Raw genomic sequence first — 18,869 nt, forward strand, 5'->3', positions numbered from 1 at the left:
GAGTTAAAATTGAACATCATTCTTATATCGGATTGCATCAATAATCTGTGAATCGGATTCAGAGGTTTTACCCACCCAAATAGTCTTCTTGTGATTGATATATTTCCAAGTGTATACTTGAACAATAGAATCCTTTAACCTATCCTTTTCATTCAATAAAAATGAATCAAACTCGGGGAGCCCATGATTGATGTTTACATCATAATACAACTGGGGGGACTCTTTGAAATACTCTTCTTCGGCGAAGGTATAGCTTGTGCCTATTAATTCATCAATGGTTTCCACTGGGGAATGCCAGATATCAAAATACCAAGAAGCAACTAGACCTAGAATCAAGGCTATAACCAAGGTTCGAAATATTTTCATACCTAAATATAGGTATTATGAAATTACCCCAGACCCCACCAATTCATCATCGATATACCAAGCAACAAACTGCCCTTCGGTTATGGCGGATTGTTTATCCTTGAAGTCCACATACAATCCATTCTCTATTTTATAGAGGGTGGCGGGTTGCAAAGGTTGTCTGTATCGAATTCGGGCCATGACCTCCAAAGTTTCATCCACTTTTATAGCCAAATCAGGACGTATCCAATGTAGTTCGTCTTCCTTCACAAAAAGGGTATGGCGGTATAATCCGGGATGTAGTTTTCCCTGTCCGGTGTAGATAATATTTTTCTCCACATCGGTATCAATCACGAACAAAGGTTCTTTAGTTCCCCCAACATTGAGTCCCTTTCGCTGACCAATGGTGAAATAATGCGCACCTTGATGTTCGCCCACCACCTTTCCATCCGTTTCTGAATAGAGGGGCTTTTCCGCATTGAAGGCCAACTCTTCCCGTTTATTGTGAAAAGCAGGAGCTACAACCGAAAATTGCGAGGCATCCGTGGGTACTTCAACAATGACTCCCTTTTTGGGGCTCAGCTTTTGTTGCAAAAATTCAGGCAAATGCACCTTTCCCACAAAGCAAAGTCCTTGGGAATCCTTTTTGTCTGCCGTAATCAAGTCATTGTCGGCGGCAATCTTTCGAACTTCGGGTTTGGTCAATCCGCCAATGGGAAACAACGCTTTGGAGAGCTGTTCCTGCGACAATTGGCATAAAAAATAGGATTGGTCCTTGTTCTTGTCCACACCGGCCAAAAGTTGGTAGGTTTCGGTACCATCCGCATTTTTGATGGTTCCTTTTCTACAGTAATGGCCTGTGGCCACATAATCCGCTCCCAATTGCAGGGCGATTTTTAGGAATACATCAAATTTAATCTCGCGATTACAAAGCACATCTGGGTTGGGGGTCCTACCCTTCTCATACTCGCTGAACATATAGTCCACAATGCGCTCCTTGTATTCCGCACTTAAATCCACAGTTTGAAAAGGAATTCCAAGCTTTTCGGCCACAATCAAAGCATCATTGCTATCCTCGACCCAAGGACATTCTTCGGAAATAATGACAGAGTCATCCACCCAATTCTTCATAAAAAGGCCAATCACCTTGTATCCCTGCTCTTTTAAAAGATACGCAGTGACACTGGAATCCACTCCTCCGGAAAGTCCAACAACAACCTTTTTCATTGTTCTCAATTATGGGTACAAAAATACAAAATAGTCTTCAGTGACCGTATGTAGTCCGCAGTTTGGACTTTACCTTACAAACCGCGGTAAATAGCACAGAAATTTTTGTTTTAAAATGAATTTTTGATAGCCATTTATCGATAGAGATTACCGTTCGTCGATGACACATCAAAAGGGTTCCTTTTACCATACAAAAAACCCTGTTTTGACAACTATTAATTTTTTTAGCTGCTATTATGCTGCATCTTTGGAGTCCCAAATCTTTCCAAACTACACCTACAAATGGAAAACTCCCCCAAGAACTTGAGGGAGTTTTTTTATTTTGGAATTACCCTTTAATTATCTTCCTCTTCTTCTAGAATATCGATGATTTCATAACCGTCTTCAACCGCCTTATATACGGCTTCATTGAGTTCGTAGGCGGGAATACCATCAAAGTCGATTTCCTCGGCATCTTCGGGAAGTTCTTTTACAACAGCACCGATGGGTGTTTCGGATACCTCATATTCCCCATCAATTTCCGTGTAGAAAACGCCATCGGCATACCGATAAGGGATACCCCTAACAGTGAGCATTACAGCAGTTGCAGGCAATACCCGCAAACGAAAACCTCTTGGTGGAAATGTCCGTACATAGATTCCTTTTCGTTGGATGTAATACATTCCCCCTACGGGATAATATGAAATTCTTCGGTACACAATGGGTCGTGTGTTGGCCGGCAAACGCCGTAGGGTTCTTCGAACCACACGTCGGTTATGCCTGCGCACTTTACGCCGAATAACCCGTCTTTCATTTCGCGGATAGACTTGGGCTTCCACATATTCCATGGTACCTATGGACAAAAAAGCCAATAAGAAAAGTACTAGATGTAGGTGTTTCATAGTTTTAAAATTTATGGTCAGATGCGTCTAAGACTTCCAAAAAGCCATAAGGTTTAATGGCCAACCAAAATTTATTTTAAAACTATCTTCGCCCGCCTTTTTTCTGTTCTTCGGCCTGCTCCATCATCTCACGCATCTTACGCTGGAACTTGTTCTCTTTTTTCGGCTTTTTCTTGTTTTCCTGAATTTGGGCATGGATTTTATCCTCATCCAAAATGTAGTTCTTAATGGCCAACATGATAAAGATGGTAATCAGGTTGGAGATAAAGTAGTACAAACTCAACCCACTCGCATAGTTGTTGAAGAAGAACAACATCATAATGGGCGATAGGTACATAATGAACTTCATATTGGGCATGCCAGGTTGTTGTTGCATCTGCATGCTCTGGCCTGTGGTCATCATCATATAAAAGAAGATGGCGATGGAGGCCAAAATCGGGAACAAACTTACGTGATCTCCATAAAAAGGAACCGTGAAAGGCAATTCAAAAATGGTGTCATAGGATGATAAATCATCTGCCCACAAGAAGGATTTTTGTCGCAATGAGAACGATGTCGGGAAAAACATAAACAATGCATAGAAAATGGGCAACTGCAACAATGCCGGTACACAACCGCTCATAGGGCTCACCCCTGCTTTGTTGTACAGCTTCATGGTCTCTTGCTGCTTTTTCATGGCGTTGTCCTTGTACTTCTCGTTGATTTCAGTAATCTCAGGCTTCAATACTTTCATTTTGGCCTGTGAGAGATAGGATTTATAGGTTACGGGAGATAATGCCAATCGCACTACAATGGTCATTACCACAATGGCAATACCAAATGGCAGGAACGAACTCAAGAATCCGAAGAACGGTGTAAACACATACCGGTTGATCCATCCGAAGATGCCCCATCCAAATGGAATGGATTCAACAATAGCAAGGTCTTTATAATCATCCAACACCTTAACATCAGTGGGACCATAATACCAGTGCATATTCTGGGTAAGCTCGCCCCCTTGAAGCTCCAATGGCGCCTTTGTACTATATTCTTTGGTAAACAAGATGTCCTTGCTCTCCTCCTCTACCAAATTCTTGGAACTGAGATGAGCTGTTTTAAAATGTGTATCAGTTGCTAAAATGGAACTGAAAAAATGTTGACGGTACGATAACCATTTTACATCCTCTTCGGTCTCTTCATCCAAATCGCTGCTTTCAGAAAGCTTACTGATTTTATCCCCTTCGTGATTGTAGGTCAAGCGGGTATATCGGTTTTCATAACGTACACTCTGATCTTGACGAATCGCTTTTAAATCCCACGTCAACTCAATAGGTTTGGAGCTATTGATTATACCGTTCAATCCTTGGGAACGAACCGTAAAATCCAACAGATACTCACTAGGTTTCAATTCATAGCGATATTCCAAAAACTGGTTGTTGGCGACTTTGGCCTTCATGGAAAGCACTTGATTGTCGCCACTTTGGGTCAAAGAAGGCTCAAAATACAAGTCCGATGTATTAAGTACCCGGTTGTCATTGGTGGAAAAATTAAGAGCGAAGTTGGCATTGCCATCCTTCACCAAATATACAGGAACTGAATCATGGGTAACATACTCCTTCATTCTGGCCTCCACAATCTGTCCACCCTTATTGGAAACTTCCAAATAGAGTACTTCATTCTCCAATCTGGTAGTTCCATCAGAAGTTTGGGTAAAACCAAAAGCACCCACCGCACTTTTATAATTGGCGACCGCGGTGGAATCCTGTAAATTAACGGGCTGTGATTGGTTTATTGGAGCGGTTTTGGTTTCTTCCTCTGCTTTTTTGGCAGCAGCTTCAACCTGTTCTTGTTCTGCTTTTTGCGCCTCCAACTCTTCTGGGGTGGGCTGATTTTGGTAAAACATAAAGATGAGTATCCCAAAAATCAGTACAAATCCAATAATGGAATTGATATCCAGCTTCTTCTCTTCCATGAAAATTATTTAGTAGAAATCTTTTATCGGTATTTCAGGTGGCAAATATATGTCCAAAACCGCAGTTTATGCCAAACTGGCATTCTTTTGTTGAAGTTTGTGCGATAACACCGCTTTTACAAACCCCACAAATAAGGGATGCGGGCTAGCCACTGTACTTCTGTATTCTGGGTGATATTGTACGCCAATGAACCACGGATGCGAAGGAATCTCAATGACTTCCACCAATCCAGTCTTGGGATTGAACCCTGTGGGCATCAATCCGGCATCTTCCATTTTCTTTTTGTATTCGTTATTGAATTCAAAGCGATGACGGTGACGCTCTGCAATATCGGTGGCCCCATATACTTTTTGCACCAAACTGCCTTCACTCAAATGACAGTCCCACGCGCCCAAACGCATGGTTCCCCCCATATCTTTGATGGATTTTTGCTCTTCCATCAAACTAATGACAGGATGGGGTGTGTTTTTATCCATTTCGGTGGAATTGGCACCTTCCAAGCCCAAAACGTTTCGGGCAAACTCAATAACAGCCATTTGCATCCCTAAACAGATACCCAAAAATGGAATATCATTTTCACGGGCATATTGAACTGCTTTTACCTTTCCTTCAATACCACGTTCACCAAAACCGGGTGCCACCAATAGACCATCCAAGCCCAACAGCTTTTTGTCAATATTCTTCGCATCAAGATGTTCTGAATGGATGGACCGTACTTCAACCTCAACCTCATTGGCCGCTCCAGCATGGATAAAGGCTTCTTGAATGGATTTATAAGAATCGGGCAACTCCACATATTTTCCAATTAAACCGATAGTGACTTTGTTCTTTGGATTTTTATGTCGCTTTAAAAACTCTTTCCATTGGTCCAAATTGGGCTCGGTATCATTGGGTAAGGCCAATTTTTCCAAAGCCACGGTATCCAGACCTTCTTCTTGCATCAAAATTGGCACATCATATATGGTAGAAGCATCAATGGATTGAATCACCGCTTCTTTTTTCACATTACAAAACAGTGCAAGTTTTTGTTTGATGTCCTCGGAAATTTCATGTTCGGTACGGCAAACCAAAATATCAGCTTTGATACCGCTTTCCATCAACGTTTTTACGGAGTGTTGGGTTGGTTTGGTCTTCAATTCGCCTGCGGCGGATAAAAACGGAACCAATGTTAAATGTACTACAATGCCGTTGTGTTCTCCCAATTCCCAAAGCAATTGTCGAACGGCTTCAATATAAGGTAGTGACTCAATGTCACCCACAGTACCTCCAATTTCGGTAATAACGATATCATACTCCCCGCTTTTACCCAAATTTTGGATTCGCTCCTTGATTTCGTTGGTAATATGAGGCACCACTTGGACGGTTTTTCCCAAAAACTCACCACGGCGTTCTTTTTCTATGACGCTTTGATAAATTCTTCCGGTGGTTACATTATTGGCCTGTGAAGTGCGAACATTCAAAAAACGTTCGTAGTGGCCCAAATCCAAATCGGTTTCGGCACCGTCATCGGTCACATAACACTCGCCATGTTCGTATGGATTCAGCGTTCCGGGATCAACGTTGATATAGGGATCTAATTTTTGTATGGTGGTGCGGTAACCCCTGGCTTGCAGCAGTTTGGCCAAGGATGCGGCGATGATTCCTTTCCCCAAAGAAGAGGTAACGCCTCCCGTAACGAAAATGTACTTGGTCTGTGACATATTGATCTTTCTATTACGGGGCGTAAAGTTACAAATTGCCGCGCAGAAATCAGGAGGATTCTTTTGGAAATTCTTTTCGGAGCTTTCTTATGAGCGGTTCCAAGCCTTCATCCTTAATGGTGAGCATGGTATTGAGGTAATTTCCAAGTTTCCCATCGGGAAAGCCCTTTTGCCTGAACCAGACCAGATAAGCCAAGGGCAAATCCACCAAATAGCGACCCTTATATTTTCCAAAGGGCATTTTGTAATGAGCCAGTTCCAAAAGTTGTTTCGGGTCGGGTTGCATTTCCATTTGTAGGTCTAAAGTACTATCTTTCGGGGAACAATCATTACCAATAATGAAACGAAGAAATTTTATTGCCACTGCCGCTGCGGGTTCCGCCGGTTTGGCATCCGTGTCCGGCTTTGCACAGGACAACACCCAGAAAGAATTCAAATTGAAGAACAACATCAACCACAGTGTGTGCGAGTGGTGTTTTAATGATATTCCCTTTGAAGAGTTTTTACAGACCCTGAATGAATTGGGCGTAAAGGCCATTGACTTGGTAGGACCTGATAGATGGCACATCCTTAAAAAATACGACATCTATTGCTCTATGTGCAACGGAGCGGAAATTAGTTTGACCGAGGGATGGAACAACCCCAGATACCATGAACAGTTGATCAAAAACTATACGGAAATCATTCCAAAAGTGGCCGAGCATGGTTATACCAACTTGATTTGCTTTAGTGGTAACCGAAACGGCATGAATGATTATGTGGGGCTGCAAAACTGTGTGGATGGACTTTCCAAGATTATACCGCTGGCCGAAAAACACGGTGTGGTCCTTCAAATGGAGCTTTTTAACCAGCAAAACCACCCTGATTATATGTGCGACAACTCCCTCTGGGGGGTAGAACTCTGCAAGCATTTGGGCAGCGAGAACTTTAAATTGTTGTTCGATATCTACCACATGCAGATTCAGGAAGGTGATATTATACGTAGTATCCAGAACTACCATCCCTATTTTGGCCACTACCATACCGCTGGGGTTCCCGGCCGCCATGAGATTGATGAGACCCAAGAGCTCTACTACCCTGCTATTATTAAAGCGATTCACGCTACTGGATTTAAGGGCTATGTGGCCCAAGAGTTTATTGCAACTTGGGACGACAAGATTGCTGCTTTAAAAGATGGGTTTACGCGATGTGATATTTGATTGGTCTTTCGAACTTCTTTTCAGTCCCTTTATGAATGCTGAAATTGCAACATACAATGCCCAACAAACCGCTTCGGATGAATTGATCACCAATGCGCTTGCTGTGATCATTGACCAGGAACTGACAGAAGCCGAAAGCAAAATATGGCATGGGCATCCCGTTTGGTTTTTGAGTGAAAATCCCATTGTGGGCTACAGCAAACAAAAACAGGGCGTTCGATTGATGTTTTGGAGCGGGGCCAGTTTTGATGAAGATGATTTGAACGTGAAGGGGAAGAAATTCAAGGACGCCTCCATTTTCTATACCGATGTTGCCGAAATTGATGAAAGCAAACTACGGTCGTGGCTCCAAAAATCGAAGAAAATCCAATGGGATTATAAAAACATCGTGAAACGGAAAGGGCGACTGGAGCGGCTACACGTATAAAATCCAATCCAATGATACTGTTGATGGATTTGTTATTTCAGTTGAGGGATTGAAATGAATGAAAAGGAAGATTATTTTAGAATCCACCGCAATGGTCAAATACATACGTTAAGTGACCGGATTCCCTTCAGATGGAACGAATTCTTGCTTTTTTCATCAGCTTCAGTTTTGTTTCTCATTTTTTCGTTTGGTTGGTTGGTAGGTCTCTATGTGGCACTGCTAACCACCATCGTCTACGTATTTTACAGATTTGCCGCTTGGATTTACTTCTCGGAGATACAAATTGATGTAAGGAATGGAAAAATGACCAAACTGAAAAAACTACTTAATAAGGTACAAAAGGTGGAATTGATAACCGATAAGTTCAACCCAAATCGATTTGAATATATTGAGCTGTCACGAAGCGGAAAAACGAAGTACCTTTTGAATTATAAAACTCATAAGAATAATGAGCTATTGATTTTAAAAAACAAGAGAGACAAAGAAATAGTGGAAAACTATATCAAAGAACATATTGTCTTTCAAGTTAAATAGTCTGGCCTTTTTCTCTACTTCTCAGCACCACCGTTAATTTTCTCAACGCCGTAGCCACCTCCTGTAACTCTACTCGGGAAAAAGTATCCTCTTCCACATAAAACAACATTTCCACAGCCAAGTCCAACCAGTTGGCCAAAGTTTCGAGTGTGCCGTATTGGTCTTTGATGAGTTCTCGTAATTCATTTTTATTTGGCATTTTGGAATCTATTTCTTAGTCGTGGGAGCAAGTTGGCCATTTTTGTATGATTCTTTAGCCTGATATATCGTACCATAGCATAAAAACTGCTAAATATGTTTATTTTAGAAATTAACTAGATATCAACCTTGATTGACCAACCTCAACCATGATTTAATTCTTCAGAAAAATTAGGTGGCTTCACCTTTCCTCATCCCCAAATTGCACATCCATTTTTTATCAGGTTTGCGAAATATCCTTGACTCCATGGTACATTAGAGTCCCTTTTTGCAATAGCGTCAATAATTTGAATCATTTCCAACAATCCTTTTCGAAGGGAAGCTGTATACTATTGGCACATCCAATAAAAAACAGTTATCATGAAAAAATCCAATTACACCACCTTTTTCTTAATGCTGGTTTGCTCCGCTATTTCCATGTACATCACCATGTATTTCAACACCTATGAATACAGTCATGTTTATTTTAGCTGGACGCGAATGTATATGACCTTTATTGGTATTGGAGGAATGGCAATCATCATGTTCCTGTTCATGCGAAAGATGTACACGAACAAGACAAAGAATACGTTAATTGTTGTTTGCAGTCTCTTATTAATGGCCTTTTCCACCTATTTGGTCCGACAACAAATCCCGATTGGAGATATCAAATGGATGAAAGCTATGATACCCCACCACTCCATTGCCATTCTCACCAGCAACCGAGCCGATTTGAAAGACCCCGAGGTAAAAGAATTGGCGCAGGACATAATTGATGCCCAAGAACGTGAAATCAAGGAAATGAAAAAAATGTTGGCGCGTTTAGAGAACGAGCAATAAGGATTAAAGCCATTTGTGAATTGGTTACCTAAAAAAATTCTGTAACAAATAGTGGACTTGTTCGTTGAGCTTTCAGAAGACAACAAGAGACAATGAAACCACAATTTTTGATGCTATTTTTTTGTTTGGCCAGCTTATTTTCCTTTGGACAATCCGCTGCAACATTTTCAAAAGAAGACGTGCTTGAAGATTTAAAAACCCTGCACGAATCTTTAAAAGAGGCCCATTATAATGTGTACGCCTACATCTCTGAAAAAGAGTTCAACGACACCTATTTCCAATTAAGAAGCAACATAGAAAAGGACTCTTTGAGTGCCATGGAGACCACTACCCTATTTCAACAATTGATTTCAACAGTGAACAATGGGCATACCGAAATTGATTTCCCAGCACAATCGTATGGAGTTTATGCGTATGCCGGAGGGACTATTTTTCCTTTGGAAATTGCTTTTGAAAATGGAAAATCCCTGGTTCGAAAGAATTTTTCAGATGACAGTAGCATCGCCATTGGTTCTGAAATAATCAGTATAAATGGGATTTCCATGGAGGACATTCTAGCCAAAATATATCCCCAAGTATCCGCCGAGCGCCCCTATTTTAAAAATGTAAAGATTGAGTTGTATTCCTTCCCCAGATACTATTGGCAGGTTTTTGGAAAACAGGATGATTTTGTGGTTGAAATCCGAACGGATGAAACCGTCACAACGCATACATGTAAAGCGGTGAACCTTATTGAGGGTTACGAGATGAAGCGGAATGAGGTCGCGAACGCCAAAATGGAACTCAAATTCTTTGAAAAGTCTGCTTACCTGAATCCCGGTAATTTTAGTGGGGATGAAGAAAAATTCCAGCAATTCATTGATTCGGCTTTTGTAGCTATAAAAGAAGAAGGAAGCAAAAATTTGATTGTTGACCTGCGGAACAATCTTGGAGGGAATGATTCATTCAGTGATTATTTGGTCTCTTATTTTGCGGACAAACCCTTCATGTGGAATTCCAGCTTTACCTTGAAGACGAGTAAATTCCTTAAAAATCATATCAGACAACACAGCGACACTACATCAACATTTAATCAAAAAATCCTTTCCCACAAGGACGGAGAGATTTACGATTATACTTTTGATGCCTATCAACCTCAACCCGAACCAAAACGATTTACGGGAAAGGTATATGTCCTCATCAACAGGCAGTCACACTCACAAGCTGCGGTGACAGCGGCTCAAATTCAAGACTACAAGTTTGGGACACTCGTCGGTGAAGAGACGGGCGATTACCCTTCGTTGTATGCATCACAGTTTCAATACAACCTGCCCAACACTGGGATTCCGGTCAAGGTTTCCAAAGGATATATTGTTCGGGTCAATGGAAGTACCAAAGAGCAAGGCGTGATCCCAGATGTTTATATCCGAGACCAATTATTGGATGAAAACGATGAAATTTTGACCATTCTGTTGAAACTGATAGATAAATAAGCCCTACAAATCTCAAAATTTATGGTAGAGTGGCGCGGAAAAAATCCAAGCCGCTCCTTCTTTTTTCTCCATCACTAGCCGTACCTTTGAAATAGGACCACTATGTAACGGTTTATGCTTCTATTCCTATCCCTCGCAATCTTACTAGTAATGACTGTCTTTCTATACATGCGGCAGCCCAAATTCGGAAAGAAACCCAGCAATGAACGGCTTGCGGCACTTAAACAATCGCCTCAGTTCAGCAATGGAAAATTCCAAAACATCAGCCATACCCCCACCCTTACCAAAGGATACTCCATGCGCGGAATCATTTACGAGCAACTTTTTAAACCGCATCCCAATAAAACACCAAAAAATGGCATCCCCTCAGTCCAGACCGACTTGCACCAGCTAGACCCGAGTGAGCCTGTTTTGGTTTGGTTTGGACATTCTTCCTACTATATGCAATTGGAAGGAAAGCGTTTTTTGATAGACCCTGTGTTCAGTGGAAATGCATCTCCTGTACCGGGAAGCGTGAAGGCCTTTAAGGGTTCAAACGGGTATGCTGTTGATGATTTGCCCGAAATCGACTATCTATTAATAAGCCACGACCATTATGATCACTTGGATTACGAAACCATCATTGGACTCAAAAACAAAGTGGGTACCATTATCTGTGGGCTTGGGGTAGGCTCTCATTTTGAATATTGGGGATTCAACCCGCAAACCATTATTGAAAAAGATTGGAACGAAACCTTTCAGCTAAACGATACCATTGCGATAAGTACCACATCGGCGCGCCATTTTTCAGGAAGAGGTTTTATTAGAAATAACACCTTATGGCTTTCTTATGTGATTGAAACCCCGTCACAAAAAATATTTGTGGGTGGGGACAGTGGGTACGATTCCCATTTCGCAGAAATTGGTAAAAAACATGGTCCATTTGATTTGGCCATTTTGGAAAACGGACAATACAATTTGGCTTGGGAGGCCATCCATATGCTCCCCGAACAGGTATTGAAAGCGGCTCTTGACCTCAACGCCAAAAAACTGTTTCCGGTACATTCCGGTAAATTTGCGCTGGCCATGCATCCGTGGAACGAACCCCTGAACAAGGTTACCGAGTACAATGCAACCCATAAGATTCCACTGGTCACCCCAATGATTGGTGAAAAAGTTTTGCTTGGTGACGACACCCAGACTTTTAAAATCTGGTGGAACGATATCAATTAAAATCGAATAAAATTTACAACATGCTTACCTCCACAAATCCGCATACCTTAAAAGAAGTCTACGAAGTTGAAGAATTTTCAATGGCCCAAGTCAATAAGGCGATTGAAAAAGCGGATGAATGTTTCAAGTCATGGCGAAAATGTACTTTTTCGGAACGAAGTGACCTTATGATGGCTGCCGCAAACGAGCTTAAGCAAAACAAGGAGGAATACGCTAAAGATATCACGTTGGAAATGGGAAAGCCCATCAGTCAAGCCATAGCGGAGGTTGAAAAATGTGCATGGGTCTGCGAGTATTATGCCCAGCACGCAGCTGAGCAATTGGCAAACAAACACATCGAAACGGATGCACAGGAAAGCTACGTCAATTATGAACCCATAGGCGCCGTTTTGGCCATAATGCCCTGGAACTATCCCTTCTGGCAGGTCTTCCGGTTTGCTGCCCCAGCTTTAATGGCCGGAAATGTGGGACTATTGAAGCATGCCAGTAACGTTATGAAAAGTGCGGCCAATATTGAAAAGGTGTTTGCAAGAGCGGGATTTCCCGAAGGATGTTTCACCAATCTCCCCATTAGCAGCGGTAAGATTGAGCCCATTTTGAAGAACAAGAAGGTAAAGGCCGTAACCTTAACTGGGAGCATGCCTGCCGGAAGTGCCGTAGCCTCTGTTGCAGGCTCCCAAATTAAAAAGTCGGTTTTGGAACTGGGAGGTAGTAATGCCCTAGTGGTTTTTGATGATTGCAATATGGAAGAAACCGTGAAAACCTGCGTCCAGGCGCGCTACCAGAACACTGGGCAAAGCTGTATTGCCGGAAAACGTTTGCTGTTACAAAAATCCATCGCTGAAGATTTCACGAAAAAATTCGTTGATGCCGTTCGCAAACTAAAAAGTGGTGACCCGATGGACAAAGACACCTACGTAGGTCCTATGGCACGAGTTGACCTTGCCGAAGAACTAGAAAAACAATTGGAAGAATCCGTGAGTCAAGGCGCTAAAATTCTCTTGGGAGGAAATCGGAAAAACGCCCATTTTGAACCGACCGTTGTGGGTAATGTTACGCCCGACATGACCATTTTTAAAGAAGAAACCTTTGGCCCACTGATTGGTATAACTGTTTTTGAAACGGCAGAAGAAGCGGTAAGGTTGGTCAATCAAAGTGACTTTGGACTAGGGGTTTCCCTCTTTACGGAAAACATTCAAGCTGCAAAACAACGTATCCCCCAGTTTGATGATGGCGCCGTGTTTGTGAATGAGTTGGTAAAAAGCGACCCGAGATTGCCTTTTGGCGGAACCAAAATTTCAGGATATGGTCGGGAACTATCCTTAGATGGTATTCAAGAGTTTGTGAACAAAAAGACGGTCTACATCAAGTAATCACCTTAAAATCAAAGTTTTACTCCTTTTCGCGGAGTGCTTTGGCAATTTTTTGGTTCCATTCTGCCTGCTTCTCCCGATTTCGGGAAAAGTTGGTCTCCCAATCGTATTTATCTTGGTAGTCCTGAAGCTCTTGTAATATCTCTTGGTAGATTTTCCGAATCTCCGCCTTCACATCATCCGAAAAAGAAGTACGGTCCAAACGGTCCCGCATTTTTTGGGCAAAAAGCTCCGAAATATCAAAATGAAGTTGCTCATGGCTCAGCGTGTTTTCATCACACACCTCGGGTTTGTACCACGATTCATTGGGGTAGAAATAGGCATTGACCTGATAATCCAGTCGTACCTCATGATGCAATAAGTTGGCGGAGTAGGTATAGCTGATACCGCTGGCGGTTGTTGCTGCCGGGACCGAAGATGGAGGCACTTTGCCCTTAAAGTTATCCCAGGTAAGTCTCAAATTGGAATCCCAAAGGATACCTTCCTCGATTTCCTGACCAAAACCCAAAAAACCAAGGATCAACAAACATCCTATGGTTATTATTTTACCCAATGAAAATCGATTACTCTTTCAATATCTGGATGCAAGCTGTACTCAACAGGACAGGTTCTTGCCATGTTTTCCAAAATCTTTCGGTTCTTTTCGGAAACTTCTTTGGGAAGTTCCATTTTCACCTCAATTTTAATGATTCGTCTTGGGTCAGCTGCCATATGTTTGGTCACCTCGGCGGTTGAACCTGTTAAATCCACCTCCAGATTTCCTGCCTTTATGCCCATGGTGGTCAACATACAATTGGCCAATCCGGTGGCTACGGTATCGGTCGGTGAAAAGGCTTCACCCTTACCATTATTATCGATTGGGGCATCGGTAATGTATTCATTTCCCGAGCGAATATGCACGCACGTAGTGCGCAAATTCCCGTTATAGGTTACTTTTGAGGTCATCCACTTTTACTTCTTTAATTTCCAAGTTATCGTACTCCATGATGTAGCAAGCTCTATTAAAATACCCCGAAGTCCAGTTGTTGAAATAATCAAAACTGTTTCCGGTGTATTCCGTAAGTCCAATGATCTTGGAGGTTTCAAAAAGATTGTTTTTATGTGCCAGTTTCAGCAATACATCAAAGGTCACATCAAATCCGCGGGTGGCATAGCGATCAGGCTTAAGCCCATTGTACTTTTTTTGATAGGCTTTGGTAAAAGAATCACTTCCCACCTCCCTTGATGAAGACGGATAGGTGAACCTGAGGTTGGACAGATGTGTATTGGAAACCGCATCGTCCTCGAAAGCACTGTTATAGCTTGTGGTGAACATACGAACCTTAACTTGGGTCTCTTTTTCGGACAAGAGACTGGCCGTATTGGCTGAATTTAAGATGGATGTTACACTGGCCACCATGTTGGGTTGGTCGGTCTCCAAGAATACCCAATTTTCTTTGTCTTCTGAAAGTTGAATGAGGAATTGATCCAAATGCAATGATTTATTGTCAATGATCTTCGCAATCTGCGCTGCCGGAAACTTGCTCAAAATGGAATCATGTGCTGCCCTATGGGTTGAATCGGCAATGATAATCACATTTTCATTTGTATAAACCTTCTCCAAGTACGAAAGCATCTTGCTGCGTAGCACCTCCTCACGGGGTACGGAAAAGAACACATTGGAATGACTGAACTCACTTTCTGAAGAGATAGGAGCAATCACTGGAATGTTTTTGGAAGCTGCTTGCACCGCCACTTCATTCAATGCCGCAGGGACCACCGGTCCAATAATGGCATTGACCCCTTGCAGGTTTTCCCGCATCAAAATTTCCTTCACTTTGGTCTGGCTCAACTCAGTGTCATACGATTTTACATTGACCGAAATGCCCAATTTCTTGATGGAATCCAAGGCAACCATAGCTCCGGAATAAAATCCAAGACTCAAGGTCATATCTCGTCTGGCCTTAATCTGACCTTCGGTTTTTTCCTTGTTGTTCACATCAACCCGGTCCAAGCGAAATGGCAACATGAACACCACCTTGGGTTTGTTCTCGACATTGACACTATCCAACAAGTTGATTTTATCAATGACCAACGCATTTTTCACTTCAAGAACATCCGCTTTTTCCTTTGGAAGTTTCAGTACCATACCCGCCTTGAGTCCATTTTCCAACGCAGGGTTAAGCCGGAAAAGTTCCTCTCTTGTAATCTTAAGGTTTTGCGTAATTCTGAAGATATTTTGCTTCGGTTTTACCTCATAAAAAATATAATTGTCCGTGTTGACAACGCCGGCTTTATCTTGTTTTTTGGGAAGTCGGATAACCATACCTTCCTTCAAACCGCCTTGCGTCATGATTTCAGGATTCAGTTTTACGATGGAATCGGAAGGAATACCGTATTCCCTGCCCAAACTATACAAGGTCATTTTGGGAGGAACGGTGTACGAAGTGAAAATCTCCACTTTTTGTTCCTTTAAACTATCACCTTTTGGTCTGGGCAATTTCAATTCGTGCCCGGCTGCCAAGTAATTGGAAGTTTTGCTCAAATCTGGATTGAGGATCAAAAGGCTGTCGACTGTAATTCCATATTTGTGCGCAATGCTCCATCGCGTTTCCTTGGGTTGAACGATGTAGGTCTCAAAATCCAACTCGCGTTCATCTTCCTGGTCAATTTCAGGGTATTTTGGAATCTGTAGCACCATCCCCTTTTGCAGCGATTCTGAATACAATTGGGTGTTATATCTTTTTAGCTGATCTTCGGTAATCTCGTATTTTTTGGTAATGCCAAACAAAGTTTCTTTACGTCGAACTCTATGTCTAGTGAAGCCAATGGGTTTGGGTTCTTGCTGTACTTCTTCTTTGGGTTTTTCTTTCTCAACTTTAACCGCTCCATTCAAAGGAATGATCAAAATAGTGTTCTCCTTTACATCGGCAGCACTTTTGATTTCCTTGTTGGCTTGAAGGATACTGTAAGGAGTAACGCGGTACTTTTGCGAAATACTTTGCAAAGTCTCCCCTTTCTTTACAGCATGTGTTTCATACTTATCCTGAGCAGAAACCGGGATGGAAGCCAACAAAAAGACCACAAAACCCAGTTGTAAAATATATTTTTTCATTCCCATTCTATAGTTGCAGGTGGCTTTGAGCTTATGTCATACACTACTCTATTAACGCCTTTGACCTTATTTATTATATCATTGGAGGTCTTTTGTAGGAACTCATATGGCAGATTTACCCAATCTGCGGTCATTCCGTCCGTACTTTCAACCGCTCTGAGGGCCACACATTTCTCATAGGTTCGTTCATCTCCCATGACCCCTACACTATCTACGGGTAAAAGCATGGCTCCGGCTTGCCAAACCTTATCATAAAGTCCCCATTTTTTTAAACCTTCAATAAAAATGGCATCCACTTCTTGTAAAATGGCCACTTTTTCTGCGGTAATATCTCCCAATATACGAATTCCCAAACCAGGACCTGGAAACGGATGTCTCCCTAAAATGGCTTCGGACATTCCCATACTGGCACCAACTCTTCGGACCTCGTCCTTGAACAACATTTTTAAGGGTTCCACAATCTTCAACTTCATATAATCTGGCAATCCACCTACATTATGGTGACTTTTGATCACTGCGGATGGACCTCCACTGGCCGAAACGGATTCAATCCGATCGGGGTAAATGGTCCCTTGGGCCAGCCATTTGGCATTTTCCACTTTATGGGCCTCATCATCAAAAACATCAATAAAGACCCCTCCAATGATCTTTCGTTTCTTTTCTGGGTCGGATTCACCCTTCAATGCATCCAAAAAACGTGCCGAAGCATCCACGCCCTTTACATTGAGCCCCATGTGCTCGTATTGATCAAGCACATTTTCAAACTCATTTTTGCGAAGCAAGCCATTGTTCACAAAAATGCAATGCAAGTGTTTTCCAATAGCTTTGTGAAGCAACATGGCCGCTACACTGGAATCTACCCCTCCGGAAAGCCCAAGAATAACCTTGTCATCTCCTATCTGCGCTTTGAGTTCATCAACCGTAGTTTCTACAAAAGCATCAGGCGTCCAATCTTGTTTCAACCCGGCTATGTTCACCAAAAAGTTTTCCAATAGTTTCTTTCCATCGGTGGTATGGTAGACCTCAGGATGGAATTGGATTCCGTAGGTGGCCTCACCATCAATTTTGTAGGCGGCATTTTCCACATCGTGGGTGCTTGCCAATCGGATTGCTCCTTCGGGCAACTCCTTTATGGTGTCACTGTGGCTCATCCACACTTGGCTGCCTTCACCCAATCCTTTCAAAAATTCCTCGCCACTCTTTACAAAAGAGAGATTGGCCCTACCATATTCACGAGTGGCCGAAGGTGCCACATTTCCGCCATTAAAGTGCGATAAATACTGGGCTCCGTAGCATATCCCCAACAACGGTTTTTTTCCCTTTATTTCTGATAGATCAGGATGGGGGGCATTATCACTTCGAACCGAGGATGGAGACCCCGAAAGGATGACGGCTTTATATTCCGAAAGATCCTTTGGAAGCTTGTTAAACGGTTTAATTTCTGAGTAAATGTTGAGTTCCCTAACGCGTCTTGCGATCAACTGTGTGTACTGGGAACCAAAATCAAGGATGAGTACGTTGTTCTGCATGGGCAAAAATAGCAATTTGGTTTTTTTGAAAAAGTATCTTTTAAGGGATATTTATGACAACTTTGTAAACAGCTTATCCTACACGGGTTATCCCATCTAATTTCCCAAGAGCAACCAACAAAAATCTAGAGCTGCCTTACAAAAGGCAAAGATTTCATTTCAGCGAATATAACCTTATGTAGTTTTTTTCTTAACACATTTCGTCATTTCTTTGCGTTTCACAAACACTGAACCATGATCAAAGGGTTTATCTTCGATTTGGATGGCGTAATTACCGATACGGCCGAACTGCACTACGAAGCTTGGAAAGCATTGGCCGACGAAATGGGTTGGGATTTTAACCGTGAGGTCAATGAAAAACTGCGGGGTATCTCCCGTATGGATTCCATCAAGGTCATTATGGAACACAACAACGTCTCTTTGGATGAAAACACCATTGTTGAACTCGCGACTAAGAAAAATGATTTGTATGTGGCTAGCTTGGATAAAGTCACCCCCGAAGATTATCTACCCGGTGCCCGTGAATTATTGACCCACCTAAGAACCGAGGGATTTAGTGTGGCCTTGGGAAGTGCTAGTAAAAATGCCGAAAAAGTGTTGCAACAACTCAATGCCACGGGCTATTTTGATGTTATCGGTGATGGAAATAGTGTGGCCAAAAGCAAACCAGCTCCCGATATTTTCCTTTATGCTGCTGAAAAATTGCGACTTCCCCCTGCCAATTGTATTGTTTTTGAGGATGCCGAAAAAGGCATAGATGCCGCTAAAGCTGGAGGTTTCCATAGCGTGGGCATTGGCCCTGAAGAACGGGTTGGTCATGCCGATATCCGATTCGATACCATGAAAGAGGCCACTTTGTTTGAAGTAAAGTCACATTTCAAGGAATTGTTCTAAAAAATTCGTTCCC

The 18,869-nt window shown here is 42.3% G+C and carries 19 protein-coding genes; 8 read left to right on the forward strand and 11 right to left on the reverse strand.

Annotated features, from left to right (window positions below; all coding sequences use genetic code 11):
• Nucleotides 1-3 precede the first annotated feature (3 nt).
• The 6 genes from ACFSJE_RS05625 to ACFSJE_RS05650 form a co-directional block, all read right to left on the reverse strand.
• Nucleotides 4-366 carry a hypothetical protein gene (locus tag ACFSJE_RS05625; protein WP_379829991.1) on the reverse strand — a complete coding sequence of 121 codons (363 nt, stop codon included), beginning with the start codon at nucleotides 364-366 and terminating at the stop codon, nucleotides 4-6.
• A 15-nt stretch (nucleotides 367-381) separates the two neighbouring features.
• Nucleotides 382-1,572 (reverse strand): tRNA 2-thiouridine(34) synthase MnmA, encoded by a 1,191-nt coding sequence (mnmA, locus tag ACFSJE_RS05630; protein ID WP_379829992.1) that lies wholly within the window; start codon nucleotides 1,570-1,572, stop codon nucleotides 382-384.
• A 335-nt stretch (nucleotides 1,573-1,907) separates the two neighbouring features.
• The gene (locus ACFSJE_RS05635) at nucleotides 1,908-2,453 is read right to left on the reverse strand and encodes a DUF6515 family protein (protein WP_379829993.1); all 546 of its coding nucleotides are present in this window, start codon (nucleotides 2,451-2,453) and stop codon (nucleotides 1,908-1,910) included.
• 82 nt (nucleotides 2,454-2,535) lie between these two features.
• Nucleotides 2,536-4,404, reverse strand: a complete 1,869-nt coding sequence (gene yidC, locus ACFSJE_RS05640; RefSeq protein WP_379829994.1) for a membrane protein insertase YidC — start codon at nucleotides 4,402-4,404, stop codon at nucleotides 2,536-2,538.
• A 66-nt stretch (nucleotides 4,405-4,470) separates the two neighbouring features.
• A complete protein-coding gene (locus ACFSJE_RS05645; RefSeq protein WP_379829995.1) occupies nucleotides 4,471-6,105 on the reverse strand; it encodes a CTP synthase in 1,635 nt (544 codons plus the stop codon).
• Nucleotides 6,106-6,154: 49 nt separating this feature from the next.
• Nucleotides 6,155-6,397, reverse strand: a complete 243-nt coding sequence (locus tag ACFSJE_RS05650; protein ID WP_379829996.1) for a DUF3820 family protein — start codon at nucleotides 6,395-6,397, stop codon at nucleotides 6,155-6,157.
• A 46-nt stretch (nucleotides 6,398-6,443) separates the two neighbouring features.
• Here ACFSJE_RS05650 and ACFSJE_RS05655 point away from each other — a divergent pair, with 46 nt between their 5' ends.
• The 3 genes from ACFSJE_RS05655 to ACFSJE_RS05665 are packed head-to-tail and all read left to right on the forward strand — an operon-like array spanning nucleotide 6,444 to nucleotide 8,265.
• Nucleotides 6,444-7,304 (forward strand): hydroxypyruvate isomerase family protein, encoded by an 861-nt coding sequence (locus ACFSJE_RS05655; protein ID WP_379829997.1) that lies wholly within the window; start codon nucleotides 6,444-6,446, stop codon nucleotides 7,302-7,304.
• Nucleotides 7,279-7,731 carry a DUF1801 domain-containing protein gene (locus tag ACFSJE_RS05660; RefSeq protein WP_379829998.1) on the forward strand — a complete coding sequence of 151 codons (453 nt, stop codon included), beginning with the start codon at nucleotides 7,279-7,281 and terminating at the stop codon, nucleotides 7,729-7,731. The genes ACFSJE_RS05655 and ACFSJE_RS05660 overlap by 26 nt, the downstream gene beginning before the upstream one ends.
• A 54-nt stretch (nucleotides 7,732-7,785) precedes the next feature.
• The gene (locus ACFSJE_RS05665; RefSeq protein ID WP_379829999.1) at nucleotides 7,786-8,265 is read left to right on the forward strand and encodes a hypothetical protein; all 480 of its coding nucleotides are present in this window, start codon (nucleotides 7,786-7,788) and stop codon (nucleotides 8,263-8,265) included.
• On the opposite strand, the gene ACFSJE_RS05670 is transcribed toward ACFSJE_RS05665, so the two are convergent.
• Nucleotides 8,258-8,464, reverse strand: a complete 207-nt coding sequence (locus tag ACFSJE_RS05670) for a hypothetical protein (protein WP_379830000.1) — start codon at nucleotides 8,462-8,464, stop codon at nucleotides 8,258-8,260. The two genes, ACFSJE_RS05665 and ACFSJE_RS05670, sit on opposite strands and share 8 nt — an antisense overlap.
• Nucleotides 8,465-8,823: 359 nt before the next feature.
• Here ACFSJE_RS05670 and ACFSJE_RS05675 point away from each other — a divergent pair, with 359 nt between their 5' ends.
• From ACFSJE_RS05675 to ACFSJE_RS05690, 4 genes are all read left to right on the forward strand, one after another.
• Complete coding sequence (locus ACFSJE_RS05675) at nucleotides 8,824-9,282, forward strand: DUF305 domain-containing protein (RefSeq protein ID WP_379830001.1); 459 nt, start codon at nucleotides 8,824-8,826, stop codon at nucleotides 9,280-9,282.
• Nucleotides 9,283-9,374: 92 nt separating this feature from the next.
• Nucleotides 9,375-10,754 carry a S41 family peptidase gene (locus ACFSJE_RS05680; protein WP_379830002.1) on the forward strand — a complete coding sequence of 460 codons (1,380 nt, stop codon included), beginning with the start codon at nucleotides 9,375-9,377 and terminating at the stop codon, nucleotides 10,752-10,754.
• Between the two features lie 150 nt (nucleotides 10,755-10,904).
• Nucleotides 10,905-11,966, forward strand: coding sequence for an MBL fold metallo-hydrolase (locus ACFSJE_RS05685; protein WP_379830003.1), 1,062 nt, complete (start codon nucleotides 10,905-10,907; stop codon nucleotides 11,964-11,966).
• 20 nt (nucleotides 11,967-11,986) lie between these two features.
• Nucleotides 11,987-13,339, forward strand: a complete 1,353-nt coding sequence (locus ACFSJE_RS05690) for an NAD-dependent succinate-semialdehyde dehydrogenase (RefSeq protein ID WP_379830004.1) — start codon at nucleotides 11,987-11,989, stop codon at nucleotides 13,337-13,339.
• Between the two features lie 19 nt (nucleotides 13,340-13,358).
• Here the strand turns inward: ACFSJE_RS05690 and ACFSJE_RS05695 are convergent, their stop codons facing one another.
• The 4 genes from ACFSJE_RS05695 to guaA are packed head-to-tail and all read right to left on the reverse strand — an operon-like array spanning nucleotide 13,359 to nucleotide 17,962.
• Complete coding sequence (locus ACFSJE_RS05695; RefSeq protein WP_379830005.1) at nucleotides 13,359-13,892, reverse strand: DUF922 domain-containing protein; 534 nt, start codon at nucleotides 13,890-13,892, stop codon at nucleotides 13,359-13,361.
• The gene (locus tag ACFSJE_RS05700) at nucleotides 13,880-14,284 is read right to left on the reverse strand and encodes an OsmC family protein (RefSeq protein ID WP_379830006.1); all 405 of its coding nucleotides are present in this window, start codon (nucleotides 14,282-14,284) and stop codon (nucleotides 13,880-13,882) included. The genes ACFSJE_RS05695 and ACFSJE_RS05700 overlap by 13 nt, the downstream gene beginning before the upstream one ends.
• Nucleotides 14,262-16,433 (reverse strand): LysM peptidoglycan-binding domain-containing protein, encoded by a 2,172-nt coding sequence (locus tag ACFSJE_RS05705; RefSeq protein WP_379830007.1) that lies wholly within the window; start codon nucleotides 16,431-16,433, stop codon nucleotides 14,262-14,264. The genes ACFSJE_RS05700 and ACFSJE_RS05705 overlap by 23 nt, the downstream gene beginning before the upstream one ends.
• Entirely contained in the window at nucleotides 16,430-17,962 is a 1,533-nt protein-coding gene (gene guaA, locus ACFSJE_RS05710) for a glutamine-hydrolyzing GMP synthase (RefSeq protein ID WP_379830008.1), read from the reverse strand. The genes ACFSJE_RS05705 and guaA overlap by 4 nt, the downstream gene beginning before the upstream one ends.
• Nucleotides 17,963-18,196: 234 nt before the next feature.
• Between guaA and pgmB the strand changes: the two genes are divergently transcribed.
• Nucleotides 18,197-18,856: a beta-phosphoglucomutase gene (gene pgmB / locus ACFSJE_RS05715; RefSeq protein ID WP_379830009.1), complete on the forward strand. Its 660-nt coding sequence runs from the start codon at nucleotides 18,197-18,199 to the stop codon at nucleotides 18,854-18,856.
• Nucleotides 18,857-18,869: the final 13 nt, after the last annotated feature.

This window comes from Flagellimonas iocasae (genome assembly GCF_042682725.1).
Lineage (GTDB): Bacteria > Bacteroidota > Bacteroidia > Flavobacteriales > Flavobacteriaceae > Flagellimonas > Flagellimonas iocasae.